At 45.6% G+C, this 24,294-nt stretch carries 15 protein-coding genes; all 15 read left to right on the forward strand.

Annotated elements, in window-relative coordinates; genetic code table 11:
- Window positions 1–81: 81 nt before the first annotated feature.
- The 15 genes from AC58QM_RS03125 (at window position 82) to AC58QM_RS03195 (ending at window position 24,238) form a co-directional block, all read left to right on the forward strand.
- A complete protein-coding gene (locus AC58QM_RS03125; protein WP_497281266.1) occupies window positions 82–1,659 on the forward strand; it encodes an extracellular solute-binding protein in 1,578 nt (525 codons plus the stop codon).
- Between the two features lie 174 nt (window positions 1,660–1,833).
- On the forward strand, window positions 1,834–2,796 hold the full coding sequence (locus tag AC58QM_RS03130) for a Gfo/Idh/MocA family protein (protein WP_497281267.1): 963 nt from the start codon (window positions 1,834–1,836) through the stop codon (window positions 2,794–2,796).
- A gap of 18 nt (window positions 2,797–2,814) precedes the next feature.
- Window positions 2,815–4,935, forward strand: a complete 2,121-nt coding sequence (locus tag AC58QM_RS03135; protein WP_497281269.1) for a glycoside hydrolase family 31 protein — start codon at window positions 2,815–2,817, stop codon at window positions 4,933–4,935.
- A 79-nt stretch (window positions 4,936–5,014) separates the two neighbouring features.
- Entirely contained in the window at window positions 5,015–6,034 is a 1,020-nt protein-coding gene (locus tag AC58QM_RS03140; RefSeq protein ID WP_497281271.1) for a response regulator transcription factor, read from the forward strand.
- Entirely contained in the window at window positions 6,031–7,866 is a 1,836-nt protein-coding gene (locus tag AC58QM_RS03145) for a cache domain-containing sensor histidine kinase (RefSeq protein WP_497281272.1), read from the forward strand. The genes AC58QM_RS03140 and AC58QM_RS03145 overlap by 4 nt, the downstream gene beginning before the upstream one ends.
- 11 nt (window positions 7,867–7,877) lie before the next feature.
- Window positions 7,878–10,166: a glycosyl hydrolase family 95 catalytic domain-containing protein gene (locus AC58QM_RS03150; protein WP_497281274.1), complete on the forward strand. Its 2,289-nt coding sequence runs from the start codon at window positions 7,878–7,880 to the stop codon at window positions 10,164–10,166.
- A 176-nt stretch (window positions 10,167–10,342) separates the two neighbouring features.
- Window positions 10,343–12,238: a PrkA family serine protein kinase gene (locus AC58QM_RS03155; RefSeq protein ID WP_310500564.1), complete on the forward strand. Its 1,896-nt coding sequence runs from the start codon at window positions 10,343–10,345 to the stop codon at window positions 12,236–12,238.
- Between the two features lie 149 nt (window positions 12,239–12,387).
- A complete protein-coding gene (locus AC58QM_RS03160) occupies window positions 12,388–12,609 on the forward strand; it encodes a hypothetical protein (protein WP_497281276.1) in 222 nt (73 codons plus the stop codon).
- The gene (locus AC58QM_RS03165) at window positions 12,581–12,904 is read left to right on the forward strand and encodes a hypothetical protein (RefSeq protein WP_497281277.1); all 324 of its coding nucleotides are present in this window, start codon (window positions 12,581–12,583) and stop codon (window positions 12,902–12,904) included. Before AC58QM_RS03160 ends, AC58QM_RS03165 begins: the two co-directional genes overlap by 29 nt.
- Window positions 12,905–13,393: 489 nt before the next feature.
- Window positions 13,394–14,449, forward strand: a complete 1,056-nt coding sequence (locus tag AC58QM_RS03170; protein WP_497281279.1) for a hypothetical protein — start codon at window positions 13,394–13,396, stop codon at window positions 14,447–14,449.
- Between the two features lie 310 nt (window positions 14,450–14,759).
- Complete coding sequence (locus AC58QM_RS03175; RefSeq protein ID WP_497281281.1) at window positions 14,760–15,215, forward strand: hypothetical protein; 456 nt, start codon at window positions 14,760–14,762, stop codon at window positions 15,213–15,215.
- A 460-nt stretch (window positions 15,216–15,675) separates the two neighbouring features.
- The gene (locus tag AC58QM_RS03180) at window positions 15,676–22,176 is read left to right on the forward strand and encodes a polysaccharide lyase family 8 super-sandwich domain-containing protein (RefSeq protein WP_497281282.1); all 6,501 of its coding nucleotides are present in this window, start codon (window positions 15,676–15,678) and stop codon (window positions 22,174–22,176) included.
- Between the two features lie 271 nt (window positions 22,177–22,447).
- Window positions 22,448–23,371: an NAD(P)/FAD-dependent oxidoreductase gene (locus AC58QM_RS03185; RefSeq protein WP_497281283.1), complete on the forward strand. Its 924-nt coding sequence runs from the start codon at window positions 22,448–22,450 to the stop codon at window positions 23,369–23,371.
- 26 nt (window positions 23,372–23,397) lie between these two features.
- A complete protein-coding gene (locus AC58QM_RS03190) occupies window positions 23,398–23,637 on the forward strand; it encodes a glutaredoxin family protein (RefSeq protein ID WP_310500553.1) in 240 nt (79 codons plus the stop codon).
- 31 nt (window positions 23,638–23,668) lie between these two features.
- Window positions 23,669–24,238 (forward strand): peroxiredoxin, encoded by a 570-nt coding sequence (locus AC58QM_RS03195; protein WP_497281285.1) that lies wholly within the window; start codon window positions 23,669–23,671, stop codon window positions 24,236–24,238.
- The last annotated feature ends 56 nt before the right edge of the window (window positions 24,239–24,294 follow it).

Below are 24,294 nucleotides of genomic sequence, written 5' to 3' on the forward strand. Positions count from 1 at the left end.
CAGTAATCAGAGAGTAATCGTTATGATAATCACAGATCGATGCAATCGCTTTCAGTAGAATAAGGAAAGAAGGGGTTTTCAATGAAAAAAATGATCAGTCTTAGTCTTGCCGTTATGATGACGGCTACTGCATTGACGGCATGTTCTTCAGATGGGAAAGTAGCTGGGGATGCTTCCCCTCAGCCATCAGCGAATGCGAAGCCAGCGCCGGTTAAGTTCTCACTTCTTTTTCCAACGACAGTGAGTACGGGCTACCACACCAAAGTACCTGACTTAAACAAGGATAAGTGGGTTTTGAAGCTTGAAGAATTAACTAATACTGACTTGGACGTCAGGGTTGTAGAGGATGCCAAATTCGGAGTTATGTTCGCAAGTAACGATATTCCTGATGTTGTCGGCAGTATCGGTGGTCCAGGCAGTAAGTCGATGTCGGGTTCGGTTGAGAACGGTGTGTTTATGCCGCTGGACGATCTGTTGAAACAGTATGGTCCTAATTTAATGAAAAATGTCCCGAAAGCAGCTTGGGAGAGTGTGTCGTACAATGGCAAGATTTATGGTATCCCTGAATTTTTGAGCAATCCTTCCCGTCGTGCCACGTACATTCGTACAGATTTGCTAGCGAAAACGGGACTTCAAGCTCCCAAAACGGTTGAGGAGTTTCTGAATGTTCTACGTGAGTTCAAGAAGTTAGGCGTTGAGAGTCCGTATCAAATGAGGGAAAACTTCAAGTATGCTGACGTCCTTCTGGGAGCTTACGATGTACTGCCTTATAAGGATCAATTTGAACTCGTGGACGGTCAAGTGGTTCCGAAGTTCTTCGATTCCGAGAATGTACAGAAAGCACTGACGGCCTATAAAACGATGTATGAGGAAGGTTTGATTCCGAAGGAATTCGCTACCATTTCGGCTACGGATTACAACAAAAGCCTAGATGCGGGGAAAGCAGGGATCTGGTCGCAGAATGCTTCCGGATTACCAGGATCAAAAACCAAGCTGAGAGCACTTAATCCAGACTTTAAAGCGGATATCATTCCTTCTCCGAAGGGGCCAGAGGGCAAAGGTGGTTACTTCCTTTATTCACCAGTCGTGCGGACGTTCTATATTAATAAAAACGTGAAGCAAGATACGGCTGCTGGTATTATCAAAATGTTCGATTGGATGATGACGTCCAAGGATGCAGAAACATTCTTCACCTTTGGGATTGAAGGCGATACGTATACCAAGGACAGCAGCGGTGCGATTAATTATAAATTCCCAGTAACCAAAGAAGAAATTGATGAAGAAGGGTTCCGCAGCGGAACGCTTTGGGCGGTACATGACTCTACCTACAACAAACCAAGAATGCAGTTAAACGATGATGGAAAAACGACGTTGAAAGCATTCGACGAAGTCCTTTCGAAAGAAGGCTTACCTGGTATCGGATTTTATCCGGATTTGAGCAGCTTTGCTAAATTTCCGGATCTTGCAGCTCCTCAACCAGACGTAGGTCCGAAAATCATCGTCGATCACATGATCAAAATGATTTATGGCAAAGAACCGATCTCCGATTGGCCGAAAGTCATTGAAGAGTACAAATCCAAAGGCGGCACCGAAATTATTAAAGAAGCGACGGATCGTTGGAACAAGAAGCAAGGCGCGATTATGATTGACACGAAATAAAGTTAACTAAAGCAGCATCCCTCTAGCGTAGCGTTTTGTGCAGAGGGGTGCTTTTTTATGTGGAAATCGTAAAAAAACACATGCTGCCGTAAGTTTAGACGTTTTGCTTAGGTGGATAATTACCTATAATGAAGGCAATAAAATTTCATGAAATCTTAAGGGGGTATTTTACATATGAAAGCGATATTGGTTGGTTTGGGTTCAGCCGGGTTCAGTTGGTATAAACGTTTAAGAGATCAGGGCCTATTAGCAGCTGTTGTTGAAGTTGATATATCAATGAAAGAGAAGATGCAGGGTGATCAGTTTCCCTTTTACACGTCATTAGAAGAGGCGTTGCAGAACGAACAAGCTGATTTTCTAGTCAATGTGACTTCGCCAATGATGCACACAGTGGTGAACCATGCGGCATTTGACCGTAAGTTGGCCGTTTTGTGCGAGAAACCGATTTCCTTTGACTATGAGGAATCTCTTGAGATCGTAGCTCGAGCAGCTAGGGAAAACATCCCATTTATGATCGCAGAAAATTACCGCAGAATGCCTTATGTTCGGAAAATGAAACAGCTTTTGGACGAAGGTGCAATCGGCAGCATTTCGTCTATGGATATTCAGTTCTACAGATACCATCATGTAGCGCGGAGATATACGGTTAGTATTCTGGATGACATCGGCGTGCATCACTTAGATATGATTCGCTATTTCACGGGCAGAGAGGGGAAATCAGTTCAATCGAAGCTGTACAATCCAATCGGCGCCTGGAAAGAGGAGGGTGCACTGATTAATGCTTATGCCTTTTTTGAAATGGAAGGGGGCATTACAGCGGCCTATCAAGCCTCCATTTCTGCTAGAGGGACGGAGACGCCATGGAGCGGCAATTGGCGAATCGAGGGAACAGAAGGCGCTATGGAAGTGGTCGATAAAGAGATTCGCCTAATTCGAGATGGCAAAGTTGAAGTCGTTGATGATCTAACTGGTGTAGATGAAAAAGATACATTAGCTGAATTTTTGGCAGCACTCCGTGAAGGGCGCGAAGCTGAAACTAGCGGCAGGGATTATTTGAAAACCCAAGCACTTGTTCATTACACGAAGCTGGCCAATGCGTCAGGAAGCACTATGTCGATTAAGGTTCCAACTTTATAGAGGAATGGGGATATAAGCATGAAGACAACGAATTGGCAACAAACGGCACCAGGCGTATGGAAGTTTACAATTGGAGATCCGCAGGACATGACACCTCTCTCTTTGATGGGCAATTTACCGAAAACGGATGAGATGAAGAAGTTGCCGCAAGTGGAGCCTCCTTTTGAAAGAGATAGCATTGAGATTGAAGATCTAGGCGACTATCGTATGGTATCTATCCCCCTAAATCGTACAGAGAAGCTCTATGGGACAGGTCTGCAGTTATTACGAATGAATCAACGTGGAAGAAACCGTTACTTGCGGGTAAACAGCGATCCCAAGCAGGATACAGGGGAGACGCATGCTCCGGTACCTTTTTATATAAGCGATCTTGGGTATGGTGTGTTAGTGGATACTTCACGTATTGTTACGATGTACTGCGGATCAACCATGAGACAAGCGGAAACACTGAACGAGGATATTCGTGATCGTAACACCGATAAGGGATGGAAAGCGACGATGGTGGCCTCGCGCGTGGAGATCAAGATTCCTCTGGTGGGGGCAGACGTTTATTTATTTGGCGGACCTACCCTCTCGGATGTGGTGGCTAGATATAATTTGTTTTGCGGGGGAGGCACATTGCCTCCGAAGTGGGGACTTGGCTTCTGGCATCGTGTTCCGACGCTGTATACGGACGGGCAAGTGCTCGAAGAAGCTGAGCAGTTCCGTCAGCATGATATGCCCTGTGATGTGATCGGTCTCGAGCCTGGTTGGCACAGCCAAAGCTACCCAGTTAGTTATGAATGGGAGAAGAATCGATTCCCTGAACCTGAACAGTTTGTGAAAGCACTGGATCAAAAAGGCTTTCGGGTGAACCTATGGGAACATCCTTTTGTAGCACCGGAGAGTACATTGTACGATCAATTGAAGCCACTATCGGGGAGTCATTCCGTATGGGGAGGACTTGCTCCTGATTATTCCTTGCCAGAAGCTGTGGAACTTTATACCAAGCAGCATGAGGAGCAGCATGTCAATATCGGGGTAGCGGGATACAAGCTGGATGAATGTGACGGCAGTGATTTGACGAACAACTCGTGGATGTTTCCTGGACATGCTCAGTTTCCGTCCGGACTAGACGGCGAACAGATGAGACAAATGTATGGGTTAATGTTTCAAAAGATGACGGCAGAACTATTCCGCAGCCAAAATCGGCGAACCTACGGCCTTGTTAGAGCTTCGAATACAGGGGCATCCTCCATGCCTTATGTGTTATATTCGGATCTTTATGATCATAAGCAATTCATTCGGGGGATATGCAGCGCCTCGTTCAGCGGACTGCTGTGGACGCCGGAAGTGCGAAGAGCTAGGAATGCCGAAGATTGGGTCAGACGGATGCAAACGGTTATTTTCTCGCCACTCGCGATGCTTAATGCATGGGGAGATGGAACGAAACCGTGGTCTTTCCCTGAGGTGGAGGACACCGTTCGTCATTATATTAAGCTGCGAATGAGACTGCTGCCTTATTTATATACGGCGTTTGCAGCTTACCGAGAAAAGGGAATTCCTCCTTTCCGTGCCATGCCATTCGTGATGACGCCATCCGAAATCGTTGCAGCCGAGGTTCTTCAAGCTGAAGCAGCTGAGCAAACCTTAAATACGACAGACGGCGCTTACGGCAAGAAAAAGGTGAGAGAATGGGATGACCAATATATGGTTGGCGATGCCTTGCTCGTAGCTCCTCTTGTCGAGGGAGAGTATGAGAGAGAAGTCTTGCTCCCATCGGGAGTCTGGTATGGATTAGAAAATGGTGAACGATACACGGGTGGCTGTATCATTCGGATTGATTGTGATTTGGAACATATTCCAGTATTTGTTAAAAATGGATCTGTAATTCCGATGATTCCTGCTCTGTCGCATGTCCCACGACTGGGTACACAAGTCCCGCTTGAGATCATTCATTTCGGTGATGAAGCGGGTGAAGGCCATGTGTACGACGATGACGGGGAAACCTTTGACTACGAGGCAGGTGTATGCGGCGTCTGGAAAGCAACCGTTACCAAACAGACGGATGGCTCTTACAAGGGGCAGCTTACTGGACCGACGGATATGCCACAAGCTTACAATACTGTCACGTGGCGCTTGGCACAAACGCGCTTGTAATTCCTTCCGTTGAAGAACCTATTAGGGTGAGTTATCATAATTGAATATTGATTTTGAAACATGGGAAGGGGGCCAGGACATGCATGTATTGATTGTAGATGATGAGCCGGTCATACGCAGAGGGATTGTTAAGATGGCGGAAATGTACCAACCAGCTTTCTCACGCATTCAGACAGCCGAGAATGGCGTGGATGCTTTGGAACAAATTCGTGCCTGCGAGCCTGATCTTGTGCTGATAGACGTTCGTATGCCGAAAATGGACGGATTAGAGCTCTGCCGAATCATTCATGAGGAATTCCCGCAAATCAAAACAGTTGTGATATCTGGTTACAGTGATTTTGAATATGCTCAAAAAAGTGTCAATTATGGTGTTCGTCATTATATGTTGAAACCAGTCACGACATCGGATGTACATGACATGCTGAATCAGTTAATCAAGGAGCCTTCTCGCGGCTACATGCCGCCTTCCCGTTATATTGAGTGGATTGATCAGATGGAGCAGCAAATATGGGCTTTGCAGATGGAGGAGTTAGGCAGCCTCATCGACCGTTGGCGCGACTATTGTCTCTCTGTGCATCTCTCGTTGGCTGGACTTAAAGAGTTACTGGATGATTGCCATTCCTTGTTGGTCAAGCGCTTTCAAGCACGCAACTACTCACCTTCAATCACGCAAGCTTATATGCAGGCTGATAGTGTGAGGGATGCCTTAGATATGTTTAATAAAGGATTAATTCAAATGGCCAAGGGACTGCAAGCTGTACGAAGCGGAAGCTTTAAAGATCCGATGGAAGAGGCCAAAAGTTATATTGACAGCCGACTATCGGAAGACATTTCGTTGGATCAAGTTGCGGCCATGGTCGGATTGACACCGACTTATTTCAGTTCGCTTTTTAAAAAAGTAACACAAGAGACCTTCGTGCAATACCGGATTAACAAAAGAATGATGAAGGCGAAGGAAATGTTGGCTATTCCGTATGTTCGCATTGTGGATGTGGCCGCTGATGTAGGGTACGACGATTATCCGCATTTTACAAAAACCTTCAAAAAGATCGTGGGCGTATCCCCTTCTGAATATCGTGCAGGACTGGGTATCAAATGAAAATTAGAGGGCTAACGAAGAAGATTTTCGTTTATTTCTTGATTGTTATCATTCTTTCACTAAGCAGTGTCGGCATCTTCTCCTACATGACTTCTTCCGGTGAATTAACGGAAATGGTGGAGAATCAGATGAATCAAATCGTCGGAAATGCCGTTCATCATACGGATCTGTATTTGAAGGACTATGAGCGCTCGATTGTATCACTTTTGACGAACAGACAGATTATGGAGTTTATAGATTTGAAGGTTGATCGGGAGGAATACGACTATTATATGTATCGGAAAACGATTCTCGAAACGAGTGTCGAACCGTTATTTATTCGTAATCCGAAGTTGGCATCCGTCTATGTGATCAGCGATAAACTGAATGCGGTCTATTACTATAACGGTGTGAGTGAGCAATCCTTCAATGCAGAAGATAAACGGAAGCAGCGACAATATTTGCTCGCCAATACAGCGGCAGATGGCAAATTGAGTATTTTGAACCATACGATTATTGAAGGTCAAGAGAATCAAATGCTTACGCTTGTTCGCCGGTTTCGAGGTTTTACCTCGGCTGAATTGAGTGGCATACTCGCAATTGAGATGCGATCAGCGGATCTGTCTGCCCTATGGAAAGGGATAGATTTAGGCAAATACGGCTACCTGTTCATCATTGATAATAAGGGACGATATGTCTATCACCCAGATGGGAAGAAAGTCGGATTGGAAGTGCCAAACGAGTTTGTAAAGAAACTAGAAAAGGCAGGGAAATCCTCTTTCATCGATACGAGTGAGGGTGACGAGCGCATGTATGTGAGCCGAAAGTCCGATTATTCGGATTGGCAGCTTGTCGTCTCTATGCCGCTAAGTGAGCTGCGTAAACCTTTAACTAACATTCGTTCGACAACACTAATCGTCGGGTTATTTACGTTGATTCTGGCGATTTTATTAGCCTATCGATTCGGCAAGTCGATTGCCAAGCCGATTCAAGTGTTAAAAAACGGGATGAGAGAAACGGAGAAAGGGAATTGGGCAACGATTCCGTTACCCCCTCACAAGGATGAGATTGTTGAGCTCATGGTGCGCTACAATCTGATGGTTAAGCGGCTATCTGAAGCTGTGGATCGTGTGGTTCAGGTTGAAATCAGCAACTCTGAGATTCGTATGGAGCGTCAGCAAGCGGAGTTTCAATCCTTGCAGCTGCAAATCAATCCTCATTTTATGTACAACACACTCGAGACCATTGTTTGCTATGCCACGATTCAAGAATCAGAAGAGATATCTGAAATTGTGAAGGCGTTGGCTTACATGCTGCGATATTCGGTTCAAACCAATCTTGAGGAAATTACCGTTGCTAACGAATTGAAGCACGTTTTGTATTATATTGTTGTTTTGAAGCACAGAATTGGCCGTGAATTCGAGATTGATGTGGCTATAAAGCCGGAGTACTTGCTTCATGTCATGGTTCGATTAACCCTCCAACCGTTAGTGGAGAATGTGTTCCAGCATGCGTTCCCAGACGGGTTGGAAGATTATCATTTCGTTCGTATTGACGGAGGTGTTGTTGATGGCATCTTCTGGATCAGCGTTGAGGATAATGGTTCGGGGATGACGGAGGCGAAGTTAACGCAACTTCAAGAGAAATTGAGTGCTAACCGGCTAGCGGATGCCGAAACAGATGAAGCGGGTAAAAAGGGTGGCATTGGTGTGTTGAACGTCCATCGCCGTATTCAAATGGTTTATGGGGAGAGCTATGGCCTGAGGATTGAAAGTGTGCCTGAGCAAGGTACGAAGATGATTATGGTAATGCCAGCATCCCCTAAGCAGGGTGCTAAGCCAATTGGTAAATAGGGGGCATATTCTTGAACAATCGTGAGAAACTGTGGTATCTGCAACCCGCACAATTGTGGGTGGAGGCGCTTCCGATCGGGAACGGTCGGTTAGGTGGGATGGTTTTCGGCCATGTACAGGAGGAACGAATTCAGCTCAATGAAGATTCCATCTGGTACGGAGGACCTAAGGATGGACTGAATCCTGATGGGTCCCGTTATTTGGAACAAATTCGGGAGCTGCTTTTTGCTGGGAAGGTGGAAGAGGCCACGCGATTAACGCGTATGGCTCTTTTTTCCACGCCTAAATATTATAATCCCTATCAGCCATTGGGAGATCTGAGGATTTATTTTCATGGTCAAAAGGGGGAGGTTGAAGGATATCGGCGCGAGTTGGATATCAAGAATGCCATAGCTCGGACAAGCTATCGGATAGACGGCGTCACCTATCATCGTACGATGTATGCCAGCTATCCCGATCAAGTGATCGTCATGAGACTTACCTGTGATCAGCCTGGACAGCTGAATTTCTCGGCGAATCTCAACCGCAGACCATACGAGGGAGAATCGGGGAAGCTATCGGCAAACAGCATCTGGATGAGCGGCGATTGCGGGAAGCACGGTGTCGACTATGCCTGTGTGTTGAAGGCAAAAGCTGAGGATGGTTCTGTCTCGGTCGTTGGCGATTTCCTCTCTGTGGAAGGGGCTAGCTCCGTGACGCTGCTGCTTGCCGCAGCCAGTACGTTTCGAGAGCCGGATCCATTAGCTGCATGCCAAGAGCATATCGCGGCAGCAGAGCAGGTTAGTACGGAAGAGCTAGAGAGCCGGCATATCCACGATTATCAAGCGTTGTACAATCGGATCAGTCTGCAACTGACGGAACATGATCCGTTAGATGACGTTGCAACCGATCAGCGATTAAAGCTGCTGCAGGAGTCACATTCGCATGTGGACATTGGATTGACGGAGCTTTACTTCCACTACGGCCGGTATTTGCTGATCGCGAGCTCCCGACCTGGGTGTTTGCCAGCTAATCTTCAGGGGATTTGGAATGATAGCTTTACACCGCCTTGGGAGTCTAAATACACGATTAATATCAATACGCAAATGAATTATTGGCCAGCGGAGGTATGCGGGTTATCTGAGTGTCATGAGCCTTTATTTGATCATATTGAACGCATGCAAGTTAGTGGTCGGCAAACCGCAAGGGAGCTATATGGCTGTTCCGGCTTTGTCGCACATCACAACACGAATATTTGGGGAGAAACACGACCAGAGGGCTTGTTTCCGACTTGTGTGATTTGGCCAATGGGAGCGGCATGGCTGAGCTTACATCTGTGGGAGCAATTTCTGTTTACGGCAGATCAGGCGTTTTTACGGATGAGAGCCTATCCCATCTTGAAGGAAGCCGCGGCATTTTTCGTTGATTATTTGGTGGAATCTCCGAATGGGCAGCTTGTAACTGGTCCCTCTGTTTCGCCAGAAAACCTATATGTATTGGCCGATGGAACTAGAGGGGCATTGACGATGGGACCGGCTATGGATTCGCAGATCATCTATGCGTTGTTCACTGCATGTATTCAGAGCTGCGATCATCTGCAGGTGGATGGTGAGCTGCGAGATCAGCTTACAGCGCTGTTAGAACGTCTGCCTAAGCCTCAAATCGGCAAACATGGTCAGATCATGGAATGGCTGGAGGATTATGCGGAGGTGGATCCAGGGCATCGTCATATTTCACAGTTGTTTGCCCTTCATCCCGGAACGCAAATCAGCCCTCATCGCACACCGGAATTAGCTGAGGCTGCAGCAGCAACCCTTCAGCGCAGATTGGAAAACGGAGGCGGTCATACGGGCTGGAGCAGCGCGTGGATCGTCAATATGTATGCGAGACTTGAAGATGGTGAGCAGTCGTACACCCACTTGAGTCATATGCTGCGCAAGTCAACGTATCCCAACCTGTTTGATGCGCATCCTCCTTTTCAGATAGACGGTAATTTCGGAGCGACAGCGGGTGTTGTTGAGATGTTGCTGCAGACACATGCAGGTGAGCTGAGTTTGCTCCCTGCCCTGCCTTCTGCGTGGCGACAAGGGGCTGTGAGCGGCCTGAGAGGACGCAATGGCTATGTAATTGACCTTAAGTGGAACGATGGTCAATTATCGCAAGCAGTTATTCGTGCAGCCTTATCTGGCCAGTGTAGAGTTCGCACACGTGAAGCTGTTCTTGTGTTCTGTGGCGGGAAAGAAATGCTAGTCAACAGGGATCAAACGGTTATTGAATTTGGAGTTGAAGCCGGCTGCAAGTATGAAATTTTCAGAAAATAGGGAACATCGACTCTGATTCCTAGTCATTTCCATTTTCATAAATCGTTAGAGAGAAATACGTGACAATTTAAAATTTCGGGCAAGTTCTCCTTCTTGGGTGCATAGGATTGTAGTACACAATTCACCATCACGAGCTGACCTATTGCTATTAAAGGCAGCAGTGAAAGGAGGTACCCATGGACATATTCAAAAGAATTTCAGAGCATCGTACGGAGAAGGATTCATTGAGCTGGACCGGTACGTTCGCGGAGTACATAGAATTGCTTCGCAGTAATCCTGGACTCGCGAGAACTGCGCATTCAAGGGTCTATGATATGATTGCTTCCCAAGGGATCAACGATCAGAGTGGCCACAAATCTTACAAGTTTTTCAACCAAGAGATTTTTGGTCTAGATCGTGCCGTTGAGAAGCTGGTGGAAGAATATTTCCACTCCGCTGCCCGTCGATTGGATGTTCGTAAACGTATTTTGTTGCTAATGGGTCCTGTAAGCGGTGGGAAATCCACAATTGTGACCATGCTAAAACGCGGATTAGAGCAATTTGCGAAAACTGATCTAGGGGCCGTCTATGCGATCAAAGGGTGTCCGATGCACGAAGAGCCGCTTCATTTGATTCCGATGGAGCTGCGGTTGGAGATTGAGCGTGAGCTCAATGTGAAAATCGAGGGCAGCCTTTGTCCTTCCTGCCAAATGCGTCTGAAAACGGAGTACAACGGTTGTATTGAAGATGTGCATGTGGAGCGTGTATTTGTCTCAGAAGAAGGTCGTGTGGGGATTGGTACCTTCAGTCCGTCCGATCCAAAATCGCAGGATATCGCGGATTTAACGGGAAGCATTGACTTCTCAACCATTACAGAGTTTGGTTCTGAGTCTGATCCGCGGGCGTATCGATTCGATGGCGAGCTCAATAAGGCGAACAGGGGCATCATGGAGTTCCAGGAAATGCTGAAATGTGATGAGAAATTCCTATGGAATTTGCTCTCACTTACCCAGGAGGGGAATTTCAAAGCGGGACGCTTCGCCTTGATCAGTGCCGATGAGTTAATCATTGCGCATACGAATGAAACGGAGTATAAGTCATTTATCGCGAATAAGAAAAATGAGGCCTTGCAGTCTCGTATGATTGTCATGCCGATCCCTTATAATTTACGCGTAACAGATGAAGAAAAGATTTATACCAAGCTTATCGGACAGAGTGATATGTCCCACATCCATATTGCACCGCATGCGCTTCGTGTAGCTGCAATCTTCTCGATTCTTACACGTTTGAAGGAAACGAAGAAGCAAGGTATGGATTTGATCAAAAAAATGCGTATGTATGACGGTGAAGTTGTCGAAGGCTACAAAGAAGCCGATTTGAAGGAAATGCAAAATGAGTACCAAGAAGAAGGCATGAGCGGCATTGATCCGCGGTATGTTATTAACCGGATCTCTAGTGCCTTGATCCGTCAGGATCTCCAATGTATTAATGCCTTAGATGTGCTGCGTGCATTGAAGGATGGGCTGGATCAGCATCCATCGATTACCAAAGATGAGCGGGAGCGCTTCCTCAATTTCATCTCCGTTGCTCGTAAGGAATACGACGATATTGCCAAGAAGGAAGTGCAGAAGGCGTTCGTGTACTCTTTTGAAGAGTCTGCCAGAACGATTTTCGATAACTACTTGGATAATATTGAAGCCTATTGCAACTGGGGTAAAATTAAAGATCCATTAACTGGTGAAGAGATGGATCCAGATGAGCGCCTCATGCGTTCCATTGAAGAGCAGATTGGGATATCGGAAAATGCGAAAAAAGCATTCCGCGAAGAAATACTGATTCGTATCTCTTCCTACTCACGCAAAGGCAGAAAATTTGACTACAGCAGTCACGAACGGCTGCGTGAAGCAATTGAGAAGAAGCTTTTCGCAGATTTGAAGGACATCGTGAAGATTACAACCTCAACGAAAACACCGGATGAGAAGCAGCTGAAGAAAATTAACGATGTTTCGAAACAGTTGATCGATGAGCATGGTTATTGCCCGGTTTGTGCGAATGAATTACTACGGTATGTAGGAAGCTTATTGAATAGATAGGCTAACGTGCTTGAAACTAAAGACCTGAGCGGGTGACGACCCCTTAGGTCTTTTTTACTGTGCGAAGGATGCCGATTGTTGCCTAACACGTAATCTATTAATCTCTCATATACTACTTTAGCTTCATAATAGAGGAGGTGTAGAAGATCATGGCAGGGAACTCAATGAAAATAACAGGCGCTTATCTATTAATCTTAGTAAGCTTTGTAGCTATCATCTTAACATGGGAGTTGAAGCTATTGACACCTTTGGGGGGGATTTTCATTGCAGGTGTAAGCTTCGTAGGGGCTGTTCTGATGTGGCAGGATGCCGTCGAGTCATTGCAAGGAGTTGGCGCGGAGAATGTCAACCGAGCCAAAGCTGATCGCTGATAAACAAGAGGAAAAGGACCATACCCCCCAAAAGTCGAAGTCTGAATCCGGGAAGTGGAGTGATCTTTTTGGTTTCGGTAAAATGATGGACAAACTCCCACTTCATAAACTCTCAGCTAGAATGGCTTATTGCATGTTTTTCGATTTGGTTTTATTGTTTTTTATTCTCATTCTACGTGTGACAGATACCAAAATGAATGAGTTTCCGAATGCTTGGGATTTCAGACTGATCGTGCTTACAACAATTGTTATTTTCTTCGTAGGGCTGTGCGATTTGATGAAATTAAAGAAATAGCTAAAAAAAATAGTTTAAATTACTTCTAGCCTCTACTAACTTTCTGGTGAGGGGCTTTTTTAAATGAATTTTGTATGTTTAATATTACGGAATATTCTGTGAATTGGACGCTAGGTAATTTTGTCGAATGTACGCGAATGTTTGTTGGATATTGTCGATTGGAAAAGATATATAGGAGTAAATGTATGGAGTGAGTAAAATTAGTTCTTTATACCTAAAATGTAGTGAAAGATTCGGACTTATTACAAACATAATACAGGTAATTAAGATTAGATAAAGATGGGTTTCTGGGTCTTTTTTTACCAATTTTTTTACATAGGCAGTTTGTAATATATATGCTACGTACAACCTGAAGACTTCACATACTGGGGATCCGATGTTCCTGTAGATATTTCTTATAATGTAGGTTTCAAATTTGACATCAACAAGCTAGACTATGCGAACATTACAGAAATCCAAGTATCTTTATTGGGTGACAATGATTCACTATTGGCTACACGTACAGCAACAGGCACACAATTAGGATTCTTGAAAGCTGATGATGAGCGATACGGGAACGGTCTTGACGGTCAGCTAAGTGCTTCATTTAAACAACGTGGTGCTCAAGAAAGAAATGATTACTGGACTAGTTCACCTTATACTTTCACAACACCGAAGAAAGCCGTTATCACAATAAAGGATAACACTGGACGTATCTTCAGGGTTACAAACAGCACATTGACTGGTGTTCCTGTAATTGAAGCTCCTGTGATTCATAGTGTTTCAATTGGAACAAATCCAAACCCAGATTTGAGTTTAGGTAAAAGTACAGTAAGTGACGAAATTGAAATAATGTTCGGGGTTAGTCAAGAAATCACTATGTCAAGCAACTTCAAAATTAATGGAGTTATTCCATATTTCTTTGAAAAAACATCCAACAACAATTCTGAATGGGTTTATCATGCAAGACATATTATTACTGAAACTGATCCGATTGGAGTAGCAACATTACAAATCAGTGTCACAAATGAAGCAGGGCTTACCTCTCAAACTATCGAAGCTACTACGGATGGTAGTAGAGTCGAAGTAGTATTACCCTTAGTGAACACAGTGCACCACGTTGCTACGGATGCTTCAACACCTATATTTGCTATAAATGATGGATATTTCTTAGCAATGCAATTTCAAGTTAGCAGAGACTTGAACTTAACTGATGCACATTCTCAATTTGCTTCTTACTACGAATATTCAACTGACGGATGGCGCACAGTTGAAACTGTCAAAAATCTTGCGGGTGAGGTGTTCACAAGATCCAAAGGGTGGGGATTCATAAGATATGTAGTAGATGGTGTGTTACAGCCACAACCATCTACGCTAGTAACTGGCACAGACTACCTGTTCGTTGCATCAGGAAATACGGTTGATAGATTATCCTCTCTTGAAAAACTAGAAGTCGGAACTGGATATGATGTCAGAGTAGTCTACGTAGTTACAAATGAAGATGGAAACACAAAACTACTCGTTCCCCGTGGGTGCTTTTACAAGATAATACCTGTGAGTACTTGAATTAAGCTAAAGAACTTACCGAATATGGTAAGTTCTTTTTGTGTTCATGCGAGATGTGATGAGTATTATTAATGATGAGAAGTTGATTCGTCATAAATTTCTTCGGAAAGCATAATGGGAAAGTATCATGGTGACCCAAAAATAACAAGAGACGCATAATTTAATCATGTTATGTTTGGCAATCTGTTAAGAAGTCTACATAAATGTTGCGAACGCGCCCATTTTTGGGCTTTCGTTCACCGAGTAGGCAATCGCACACATACAGTATAGGAAGAAATCAAACTATACACAGAATGTGAGTGATTCCGATATGACGAAGCGTGAAGATCAAGAATTTCGTCCACCGATTGGAGGGCACGGCGGCCCTGGACATGGACTCGGCGGCCTAGGCGGACCCGGTCACGGTCCAGGAGGACCAGGTGGCCCAGGAGGACCTGGTCACTTCCCAGGAGGTCCAGGAGGACCTGGTCATTTCCCAGGTGGCCCAGGAGGACCTGGTCATTTCCCCGGTGGTCCCGGAGGAGCGGGCTATTTCCCAGGCGGACCTGGAGGCCCAGGCAAATGGCCTGGTCACGGACCTGGCTGGTATCCGCACGGCGGCGGCTTTAATAATGTACTGCCATGGGTAGTAGCGCCATTGTTATATGGTGCGGCGACACAGCCATATTACCCACCGTATTACCCATATCCTTATCCCTACCCGCCATACTATCAGCAATATCCCCCATATACACAGTACCCTGTAATAAGGGAAGAAGATCAATAGTCACATCGTGTTAAAAACAGAGCTGCCTTCAAATAGGTAATACTCCATTGAAGGCACAGTTTTTGTACGACGACAGGATAAGCCTACTTTAGAACCTTGAGAAATCAAGGTTCTTTTTTCATTTGTACGGATTTTCTTGTGTAGCCATGATCAGATCGTCAAAGACCTGGAACTGAGTCCATATTTCAAAATGCCAACTTTAGATTCACCTTCTCTCGAGATGTTACATGTTAATTCAACAATATTTTGTATATTGATTAAATCGAATCATACAGTTTTTGATATTTTCGCATTAGCTTAGGCCTGTTAACTAATTGGAAACATGTATATTGTTCCAGCAAGAGCTGTCAAGTAAGATGAACGAGTTCATACGTGGACTGTTCCATAGCTTCGGAGGATTGAAGCTGCCCATGGAATTAAGGAAATTCAATTTACTTTAGGAAAGGGGCTAAGAGGTTCTATGACTATAAACTTACGAAATTTGAAAGCGCTTTTGTTGGTGGTAGCCATGTTAGTTAACTTAGCGGCGCTGCCAATAACTCCTGCCCATGCAGCCGATGCTTCGGCAGATGAGTATGACTTACTCCGGGCCAGAATGTATGACATGTTGACGGGCGGACCGGACTATGATCCAGCAGACCCGGTCATAGCTGACAAAATTACGAACATTACTACCATTGCTCAGAATAATTGGGGCACCATGAATAAAAGTGAGGGAAGAGCCTATCTCTGGAGTGATATGGCTACTACAACGGAATCGGAGCATGTTTCCGGCAGCTATCAGCGGCTGGAAGCGATGACGCTAGCTTACGCGACAAGAGGATCAACCTTAGAGCATAACGCAGATATGCTGGGAGATATCATCAGCGCAATGGACTGGATGTATGCCAATCGATATAACAAGAGCGTGGTTTTTCGAGGCTATGACAACTGGTTTGATTGGCAAATTAGCTCTCCGTTAAGTATTAATAACATCACGACGATGATTTATTCCAGTCTAACCCCGACGCAGATTAGTAATTGGCATGCGGTAATCGACTATCAAGCTCTTACGTGGGGAGCTGGACTGACAGGGGCCAATCGTGTGTGGGCTTGCAACATTAAGATCTCAAGCGGGATTGTCGTTAAGCACAGTGCGAAGATCATTGAGGGAAGAGATCAGCTTAGCTCGGTATTCGATTATGTTACTTCCGGCGAAGGCATGTATGATGACGGTTCATTTCTTCAGCATACGGCACTTATAGCCTATAACGGTGGATATGGGATTAACCTTATCGATAATTTGACCAAGGTAATGTATATTATAGCGGGCTCATCTTGGGACATTACGGATCCAGATGTAAACAATATTTATCAATGGATATATAATGCCTTCGAGCCTCTCTTTTACAACAATTCCATGTTCGACATGGTCAGAGGAAGAAATATTGCAAGAAAAGCCAGCGATGATAACGGGGCAACTTCCATGGGAGCTCTTGGTGCGGCGGTGGTGAGGATGTCCTATTCCGCGCCTTCGGTCGAGGATCGGGCAGCTTTTAAGTCTATGGTTAAAAAGTGGATGTTAGAGTCTACTTCGCCTACCAAATATGCAGATTTGAGCTCGATCATCATTATTATTCAGACGAAACAAATTGTAAACGATTCCTCTGTTATACCGAGAGCAGCATATATAGGAAATAAACAATATCCCAATATGGCAAAAGCCGTACACCATAGACCGGGATACGTCTTCGGAATCAGCATGTCCTCGGACAAGGTTGGGAATTTTGAAATTGTGAATGAAGAAAATCTTAAAGGATGGCATACCGGAGACGGGATGACTTATCTATATAATTCGGATTTGGGACAATACAAGGATTCCTTCTGGCCTACGGTAAACAGCTATCGCTTGCCAGGAACCACGGTCAATCAGAATACCACGGCTGCACCCAACGCCAAAAATCCTAACAACTGGGTTGGAGGCACGGAGATAGATGGATTGTACGGGGCTACAGGCATGCAATATACAGCCAATGGATACAATCTCAAAGCGAAGAAATCGTGGTTCATGTTCGATGATGAGATCGTAAGTCTTGGCGCCGGCATTACATCCACAGATAACAAGATTGTGGAAACGATTGTTGAGAATCGCAAGCTGAACGAAAGCGGGAATAATGCGCTCACGGTGAACGGCTCAACGAAGCCAACGGAACTAGGTTGGAGCGAGACTATGGATGGAGTGAACAGCATTCATCTAGCGGGCAATGTGCCAGGGTCAGACATTGGCTACTATTTCCCTACGGCATCGTCAGTACATGGGTTGCGTGAGTCGAGAACAGACCAATGGTCAAGTGTGAACCAATATTATCAAGGCTCTGATTACGAAACCGAATATACTCGCAACTATATGAATTTGTGGTTCGATCATGGTACCAATCCTACCAATGGAACATATGATTACGTTCTACTTCCTGGGAAGTCAAGCGAAGAAGTTGACCAATACGCTAGCCTTCCGGATATTGAAGTGTTGGCCAATACACCGAATGTACAAGCTGTCAAAGAAAAGAAGCTAGGCATCACGGCAATCAACTTCTGGAACGATGGCATAACCGCTGTAGACCAGATTATAAGCAATAAAAAAGCTTCTGTCATGATCAAGAAGACGGAAGAGGATATCGAAGTGTCCGTCTCGGATCCAACGAAGGCTAATACGGGAACGATTGATCTTGTGTTAGATACGGATTTTGGCGATATCGTTTATTTGGATCCAGGCGTTTCCTTAAATCACGTTGACGGAAAAGCGAAATTGTCCGTTAATGTCAAGAACGCATTAGGAAAAACGTTTAAAGTTAAATTCCGTTTGCCTGGGAAGAACCAAGCGCTTCATACGCCTACTGGTTTGACGGCCGTACAAAACTCCGCCAATAGTGTCAAGTTGACTTGGAATGGCGTTGATCAAGCCATTACATCGCCTTCCGCTCCTACAGGATTAATGGTTGATGGGAATACGGAAAATAGCTTGACCGCGAAATGGGATGCCGTTCCAGGTGCGGCGGATTATAGGCTGTATCGTTCCACTTCGGAAGACGGTGATTATTATTCGATTTCAGATCTTCCGAGTGGAGCCTTGAGCTATACAGACATGAAGCTGGACAGCGGCAGCCAGTATTTTTATAAAGTAGCAGCGATGAACAGTAAGGGTATGTCCGCTTATTCAGCCGTTTCTTCCGGATGGACGGTTTCTGCTCCGCCTTCCGGCTTGAAGGTCGTGAATGTTGCGGGAACGAGCATCACACTCGCATGGAATGAAGTGCCGGGAGCTACGGAATATCGACTCTATCGCTCTGCCACGTTGACTGGTGAATACGAGTCTTTGACGGGGCCATCCGTCACAGGAGTGACCTACACCGATTCAGGGATTGCAGAGGGGACGAATTATTATTATAAAGTCGCTGCATTAAATCCTGGTGGCTTGTCTGCCACTTCGGCTCCGATTTCAACCTTATTTAACATCCCGGCGTATGCCCTTAATGAAAGCTTCGATGATATGACCAGAGGTGCACTGAACGGGCAACGCGGATGGATTGCGACGGTACCGGCGGGAACTGTCGGCGGGGAGATTTCGGTCAAAGAAAATTCGGCAACGAGTGCGAATGTGGTGATGAAGAAAGAAAGCACAGGCGATCCTCTTGTTAGCCATACCTTTAGCGTACCTGCTGGAGCTTATGTAACTGCAGAAGTAACTGTGAATGCCTCAAACGCGGAATACAAAACCGTACTTGATGTTAGAGACAGTGTGGCGGGTAAAAGAGCGGTTAACATCATCATGCAGAGCGGAAAAATTTGGGGATACAGCGGCTCAAACAAGGTGGATTTACTGAATCCAATGGAGTTCAATCGAGACTATCGATTGAAGGCTGTAATCAATACAGTAACCAAGAAATTTGATATGTATGTGGATGATCAGCTGTTAGGCTCCAATTGGTCTTACAGAGAAAGTCCGGTTAACAATCTAGATGCGGTCATGTTTGCTTTAGCTGGTACGACCAGCGCCATGACACTGGATGATATCAAGATTTCTTATATTCCAGCTGCTCCAACGAATGTAGCGGTAGCTGAACGAACTGGAACAGGCATCAAGCTGACATGGAGTGCGGTTACGGGAGCTACAGGCTATCGGCTGTACCGTTCCCAGGATCCGAATGCTGGTTTCAAGCAAGTGGCGGAGATAGCTTCCGGTACCACCTTTACGGACAGCGGTCTAACGCCGAAAATGAACTATTTCTATAAAATTGTAACGTTAAGCAGCGGTGCAGTTTCAGCAGAATCGAGTGTGTTGACTACGGCAACAACGAACGCTTCTGGCACGGATATCCCTAAAGCGCCAACAGGGTTGTACGCCAGTGATTCAACAGGCTCAACCATCAAGCTAAACTGGAATCCTGGCAAGGATGCGGCTACCTATTCAATCTACAGATCTACAGCGAGCAGTAACTCGTTCGAGCTGATCGGCAGCACAGCCTCACTGTCTTACGTGGATTCGGGACTTGACGGAGTGACGAACTATAGTTATAAGGTCGTTGCGTTGAATGAGGAAGGTGTTTCCCCAGATTCGGATATCGTATCTTCCGCATTCGGTGTCGTGCAGACGCTCATTGACGATAATTTCGATAACGATGCTCTCGGAGCAGATCCAGCAGGATGGACAATTGTGGAAGACACAGGCAGACCAGTCACGGTTGTCAATGCTACCTATGCTGCGGCGCCAGGTCATGCGGTTAGAGTTACCGGCGGCAATATGATAGAGACTAGCGCTGTTAGAAGCTTCGGTGATTCGCAAGGGGTTCAAGGTATCGTGACAGTAGAAACGCATGTTCTACCAACAAATTCGAACTGGAAGAACATTCCGCTTGTCTTGACTGCTTCTGGTACGCAGGCTGTGCACGTCTATTTTAGCGCCGGCCAAATTTTTGCCTACAAGACAAACCAATCCAGCTCTAAGACATCGGTCTTCTCTCCGGTTGTTTATGACGGAACATGGTATAAAACAAAACTTACGATAAATACCAGTACGAATAAATTTGATCTGTATGTCAATGATGCAGCAACACCAGCTGCAAGTCAGTTTGGTTTTAGAACTGCAACATCTGCAGTTTACGGTGTGAAGATGGCCGTCGACAATGTGAGCAGCTTCGACTTTGACAATGTCAAAGCGTATTTTAAGCCTTTTGCACCAACGGCATTAGCCGCGAGTCAGAACACCAATTCAAGTATCAAATTAACGTGGGGTACTTCTGCTGGAGCTTCGAGCTACAAGCTGTACCGTTCCACTAGCGCTAACGAAGGCTATCAGCTGGTATACGCTGGTCCAGCATTGACCTATACCGACACAGGACTCCAAAGTGGGAAGACATACTATTATAAGGTTGCAGGGGTAAAAGGAACGGCCACATCCGATGCCTCCAATATGGTGACATCAGCTACGACAGGCACACCGGTTGCTACGGCTATGCCAAGGTTGAAGAATGAAGTGAGCGTGCTCTCCGCGGCCGTTGATCCCGGCCAAGTAGGTTATATCGTGTTTCGGGATGGGGTAGAAGTGGGCCGAACCTTCAATACCTTCTATATCGACGCTCCTTTGGAAGCTGGCAGAACATATCAATTCACCATCGCTGCCTATGATAATCTAGGGCATACCTCATCTGTGAGCTTGCCCGTGGCGTATACAGCTCCAGCGATAATCGAAGAGAACGATTCTTCTTCGTCTGATTCGGATGTTTCACCACCCGCAACTGGAACACCTTCTGCGGATGCTACTCTAAAGCCTCAGCTTGACACCAAGACAGGCGAGGCGAAGGTGACACTGGATATGAAAGCCATTGCGGATGGATTTGGAGCGCTCACGGCGGATGCCGCCGGTACGAAATTGCTGCCAATCGAAGTGCCGAAGGTAGATGGGGCGATAGGTTACACAGTTGCTCTTCCGGCGCAAGCTCTCACGGCAGGTACAACTGCTCAGCAGCTGGAGTTAAGAACAGCTGTGGGTACTGTTCTCGTTCCTACTAACATGCTTGCACTTGGCCAAACAGTCGGTGCGAAGGAAGTAGGCTTAACGATCTCCATGGTTGATCCATCTAAGCTGTCTGAAGCACTGAAAGCACAGAACGGTAACCGGCCTGTGATTGAACTTCATGTAACCGTAGACGGCAAACAAGTTGTCTACAATAACCCCGATGCTCTAGTTAAAGTATCCTTACCGTATAAGCCGACGGCAGAGGAGCTCAGAAATCCTGAGCATCTGGTAGTGTGGTATATTGACGGAGCCGGAAAAGCTGTTTCCGTTCCTAATGGGAAATACGATCCGGTAACGGGGATGGTAAGCTTCTCAACGACTCACTTCAGCTTGTATGCTGTAGCCTATGTATTCAAAACCTTTGACGATATCTCGGCGTATGACTGGGCCCAAGATGCCATCGAGGTGATGGCGTCCAAAGGGATTATTAACGGAACGAGCGAAGTTACGTTCGCTCCAGCAGCCAATATCTCCAGAGCAGACTTCTCCTTACTATTGGTAAAAGCGTTAAGTCTGTCAGCTCGTGGAGATTCGAACGTCAAATTAAACTTCAATGATGTGAGTAAGGATGCTTACTATTATGACGCTGTGGCCACGTTGAAGATGCTAGATATCGTGCAAGGCAGCGGTGAGAACAAGTTTAATCCGAATGAGACGATTTCAAGACAGGATATGATGGTGATTGCAGTAAGAGCGTTACGAGTGGCGAAGAAGCTTAGTGCAGCTGATACTAGCGCTGACTTGAACGCATTCAATGATCGGTCAGCCGTAGCTGCCTATGCTGTTAGTGATTTGGCAGCCATGCTGAGGGAAGGACTGATTCAGGGAAGTGGAGGCTTTTTGAATCCTGCTGGATTTGCGACGAGAGCAGAAGCTGCTGTGATGATGTATAGAATGTATCAAAAGTAATTAGAGTAGAAGGACCGCCAGATCTGGCGGTCTTTTCGTATTCAAATGCTCAGTTATGGTTTTCTATTTTCGCATTAATTGGCGTTTCTAAATTGGTTAATCAATTGCTGGTAAAGGTATGTAAATCATTAGAAACAAGCATATATCCTTATTTGTTAATTAGAATTATTATAAATAAGGTTGACTTTATTTCTATTTTATTTATAATAATTATTATCTGATATCGATTATCAATTAAAAAGGCAGGCCGTATGGAAGGAGTGCATCACCGATGTATGATGTCATTATTGTTGGAGCTGGTCCCGCAGGAGCTTCGGCGGCGATTTATACAGCAAGAGGGAATTTAAAAACGTTAGTTATTGATAAAGCACCAAATACAGGAGCACTCGCCATTACGCACAAAATTGCGAACTACCCCGGTGTCATTGGTGAATTGTCAGGCAAGGATCTGCTCGATACGATGCGCGACCAAGCCAAGGGCTTTGGAGCTGAGTTTATCCAGACGACAATTACGGATGTTGATGTAGAAGGTGAGACGAAGTATGTTTTTACCGCAGATGGGATGTATGAGGGCAAGTCGATCATCATTGCAACTGGCTCTAAAGGACGCAATCGTATGCTGCCAGGTGAGGAAAATCTGATGGGGCGCGGCGTAAGCACGTGTGCGACTTGTGATGGTGCTTTTTTTGAAGGAAAGACGGTCGCTGTAATCGGTGATTCCGAAGAGGCATTGGAAGAAGCACAAGCGTTGAGCAAGTTTACTAAATCCATCCATTTCGTTGTTCCTCGACCTGAATTGCAAGGTGTTCATCACGTTCCAGATCTGAAAGGTACGAACATTCTTTACAAAACGAAGCCCCTCGAGGTGCTGGGAGATAAGCAAGTACAAGGTCTTCGAATTCGTACAAGCTCTGGTGGCGAGGAAGTGCTGGATGTGGATGGCGTCTTCGTTTTCTTATCTGGCAGTAAGCCAGGCACAGATTTCTTACAGGATCAAGTTCCTCTTGATGAGGAAGGCTTTATGATTTTGGATAGCTCCATGCAGTCTTCAGTTGCAGGTGTGTTCGGGGCTGGCGAAGTAAGACGCACACCGGTTAAGCAAGCAGTTGTTGCCGCTGCGGATGGTGCGATTGCCGCTATGGCAGTCGATAAATTTATTAATAAACGGGCTCAATTGATCCCGCAATATAAATAATTCTACTTATTAGGAGATGACCAACTATGTCTAATGTAATCGTTTATTCCAGTACCAACTGCCCTTATTGTGTGCAATTAAAGAAATATTTAACGGAGCAACAAGTCGGTTTTGAAGAAAGAAACATTGATTTAAATGACCAATTCGGACAAGAGCTGCATGATATGGGCCTCATGTCACTACCTGTTACTGTCATCGGTGAGCACAAAATTCTTGGCCTCAATGTCACTAAACTCAAAAAAGCACTAGCCGAAATCGCTAGCTAAACTATACTAACACTCAAAGGAGAATCACATCATGACACAACAACTAACCGTTCAATCACCTGCTACTTTTGCTAAAATAGGGCTGCCAGCACCGAGCTTCTCCCTGCTCTCTACAAAAAATATGGACACGCTCGAGGAAAAAATCTCGCTAGAAGATTACCGCGGCAGATGGCTCGTATTCTTTTTCTGGCCATTCGATTTCACTTTCGTGTGTCCGACAGAAATCACAGCATTCAGTGATAATTATGAACAGTTCCTTGACCTAGACTGTGATATCGTAGGTGCGTCTGTAGACAGTGTCTACACGCATCGTGCTTGGACACAAACACCACGCGATCAAAGCGGCATCGGCCCTGTGAAGTTCCCATTGGTGAGTGACTTCTCCAAAGAAACAGCACGTGCCTATGGTGTCCTAGATGATGAGACTGGTGCTGCGCACCGCGGCTTGTTCATCATTGATCCGGATGGCGTGCTTCGCTACCAAGTAGTGACGGACATGAATGTAGGACGTTCCGTTGACGAAACACTTCGTGTGCTACAAGCGCTGCAAGCCGGCGGCCTATGCCCAGCTAACTGGAAGCCAGGCGATCGCACGTTGTAAGCCAGATGAAATAATGAAGTCCCAATCGACATGTTGTCGGTTGGGACTTTTGCTTA

Source organism: Paenibacillus sp. J22P165, assembly GCF_059692015.1.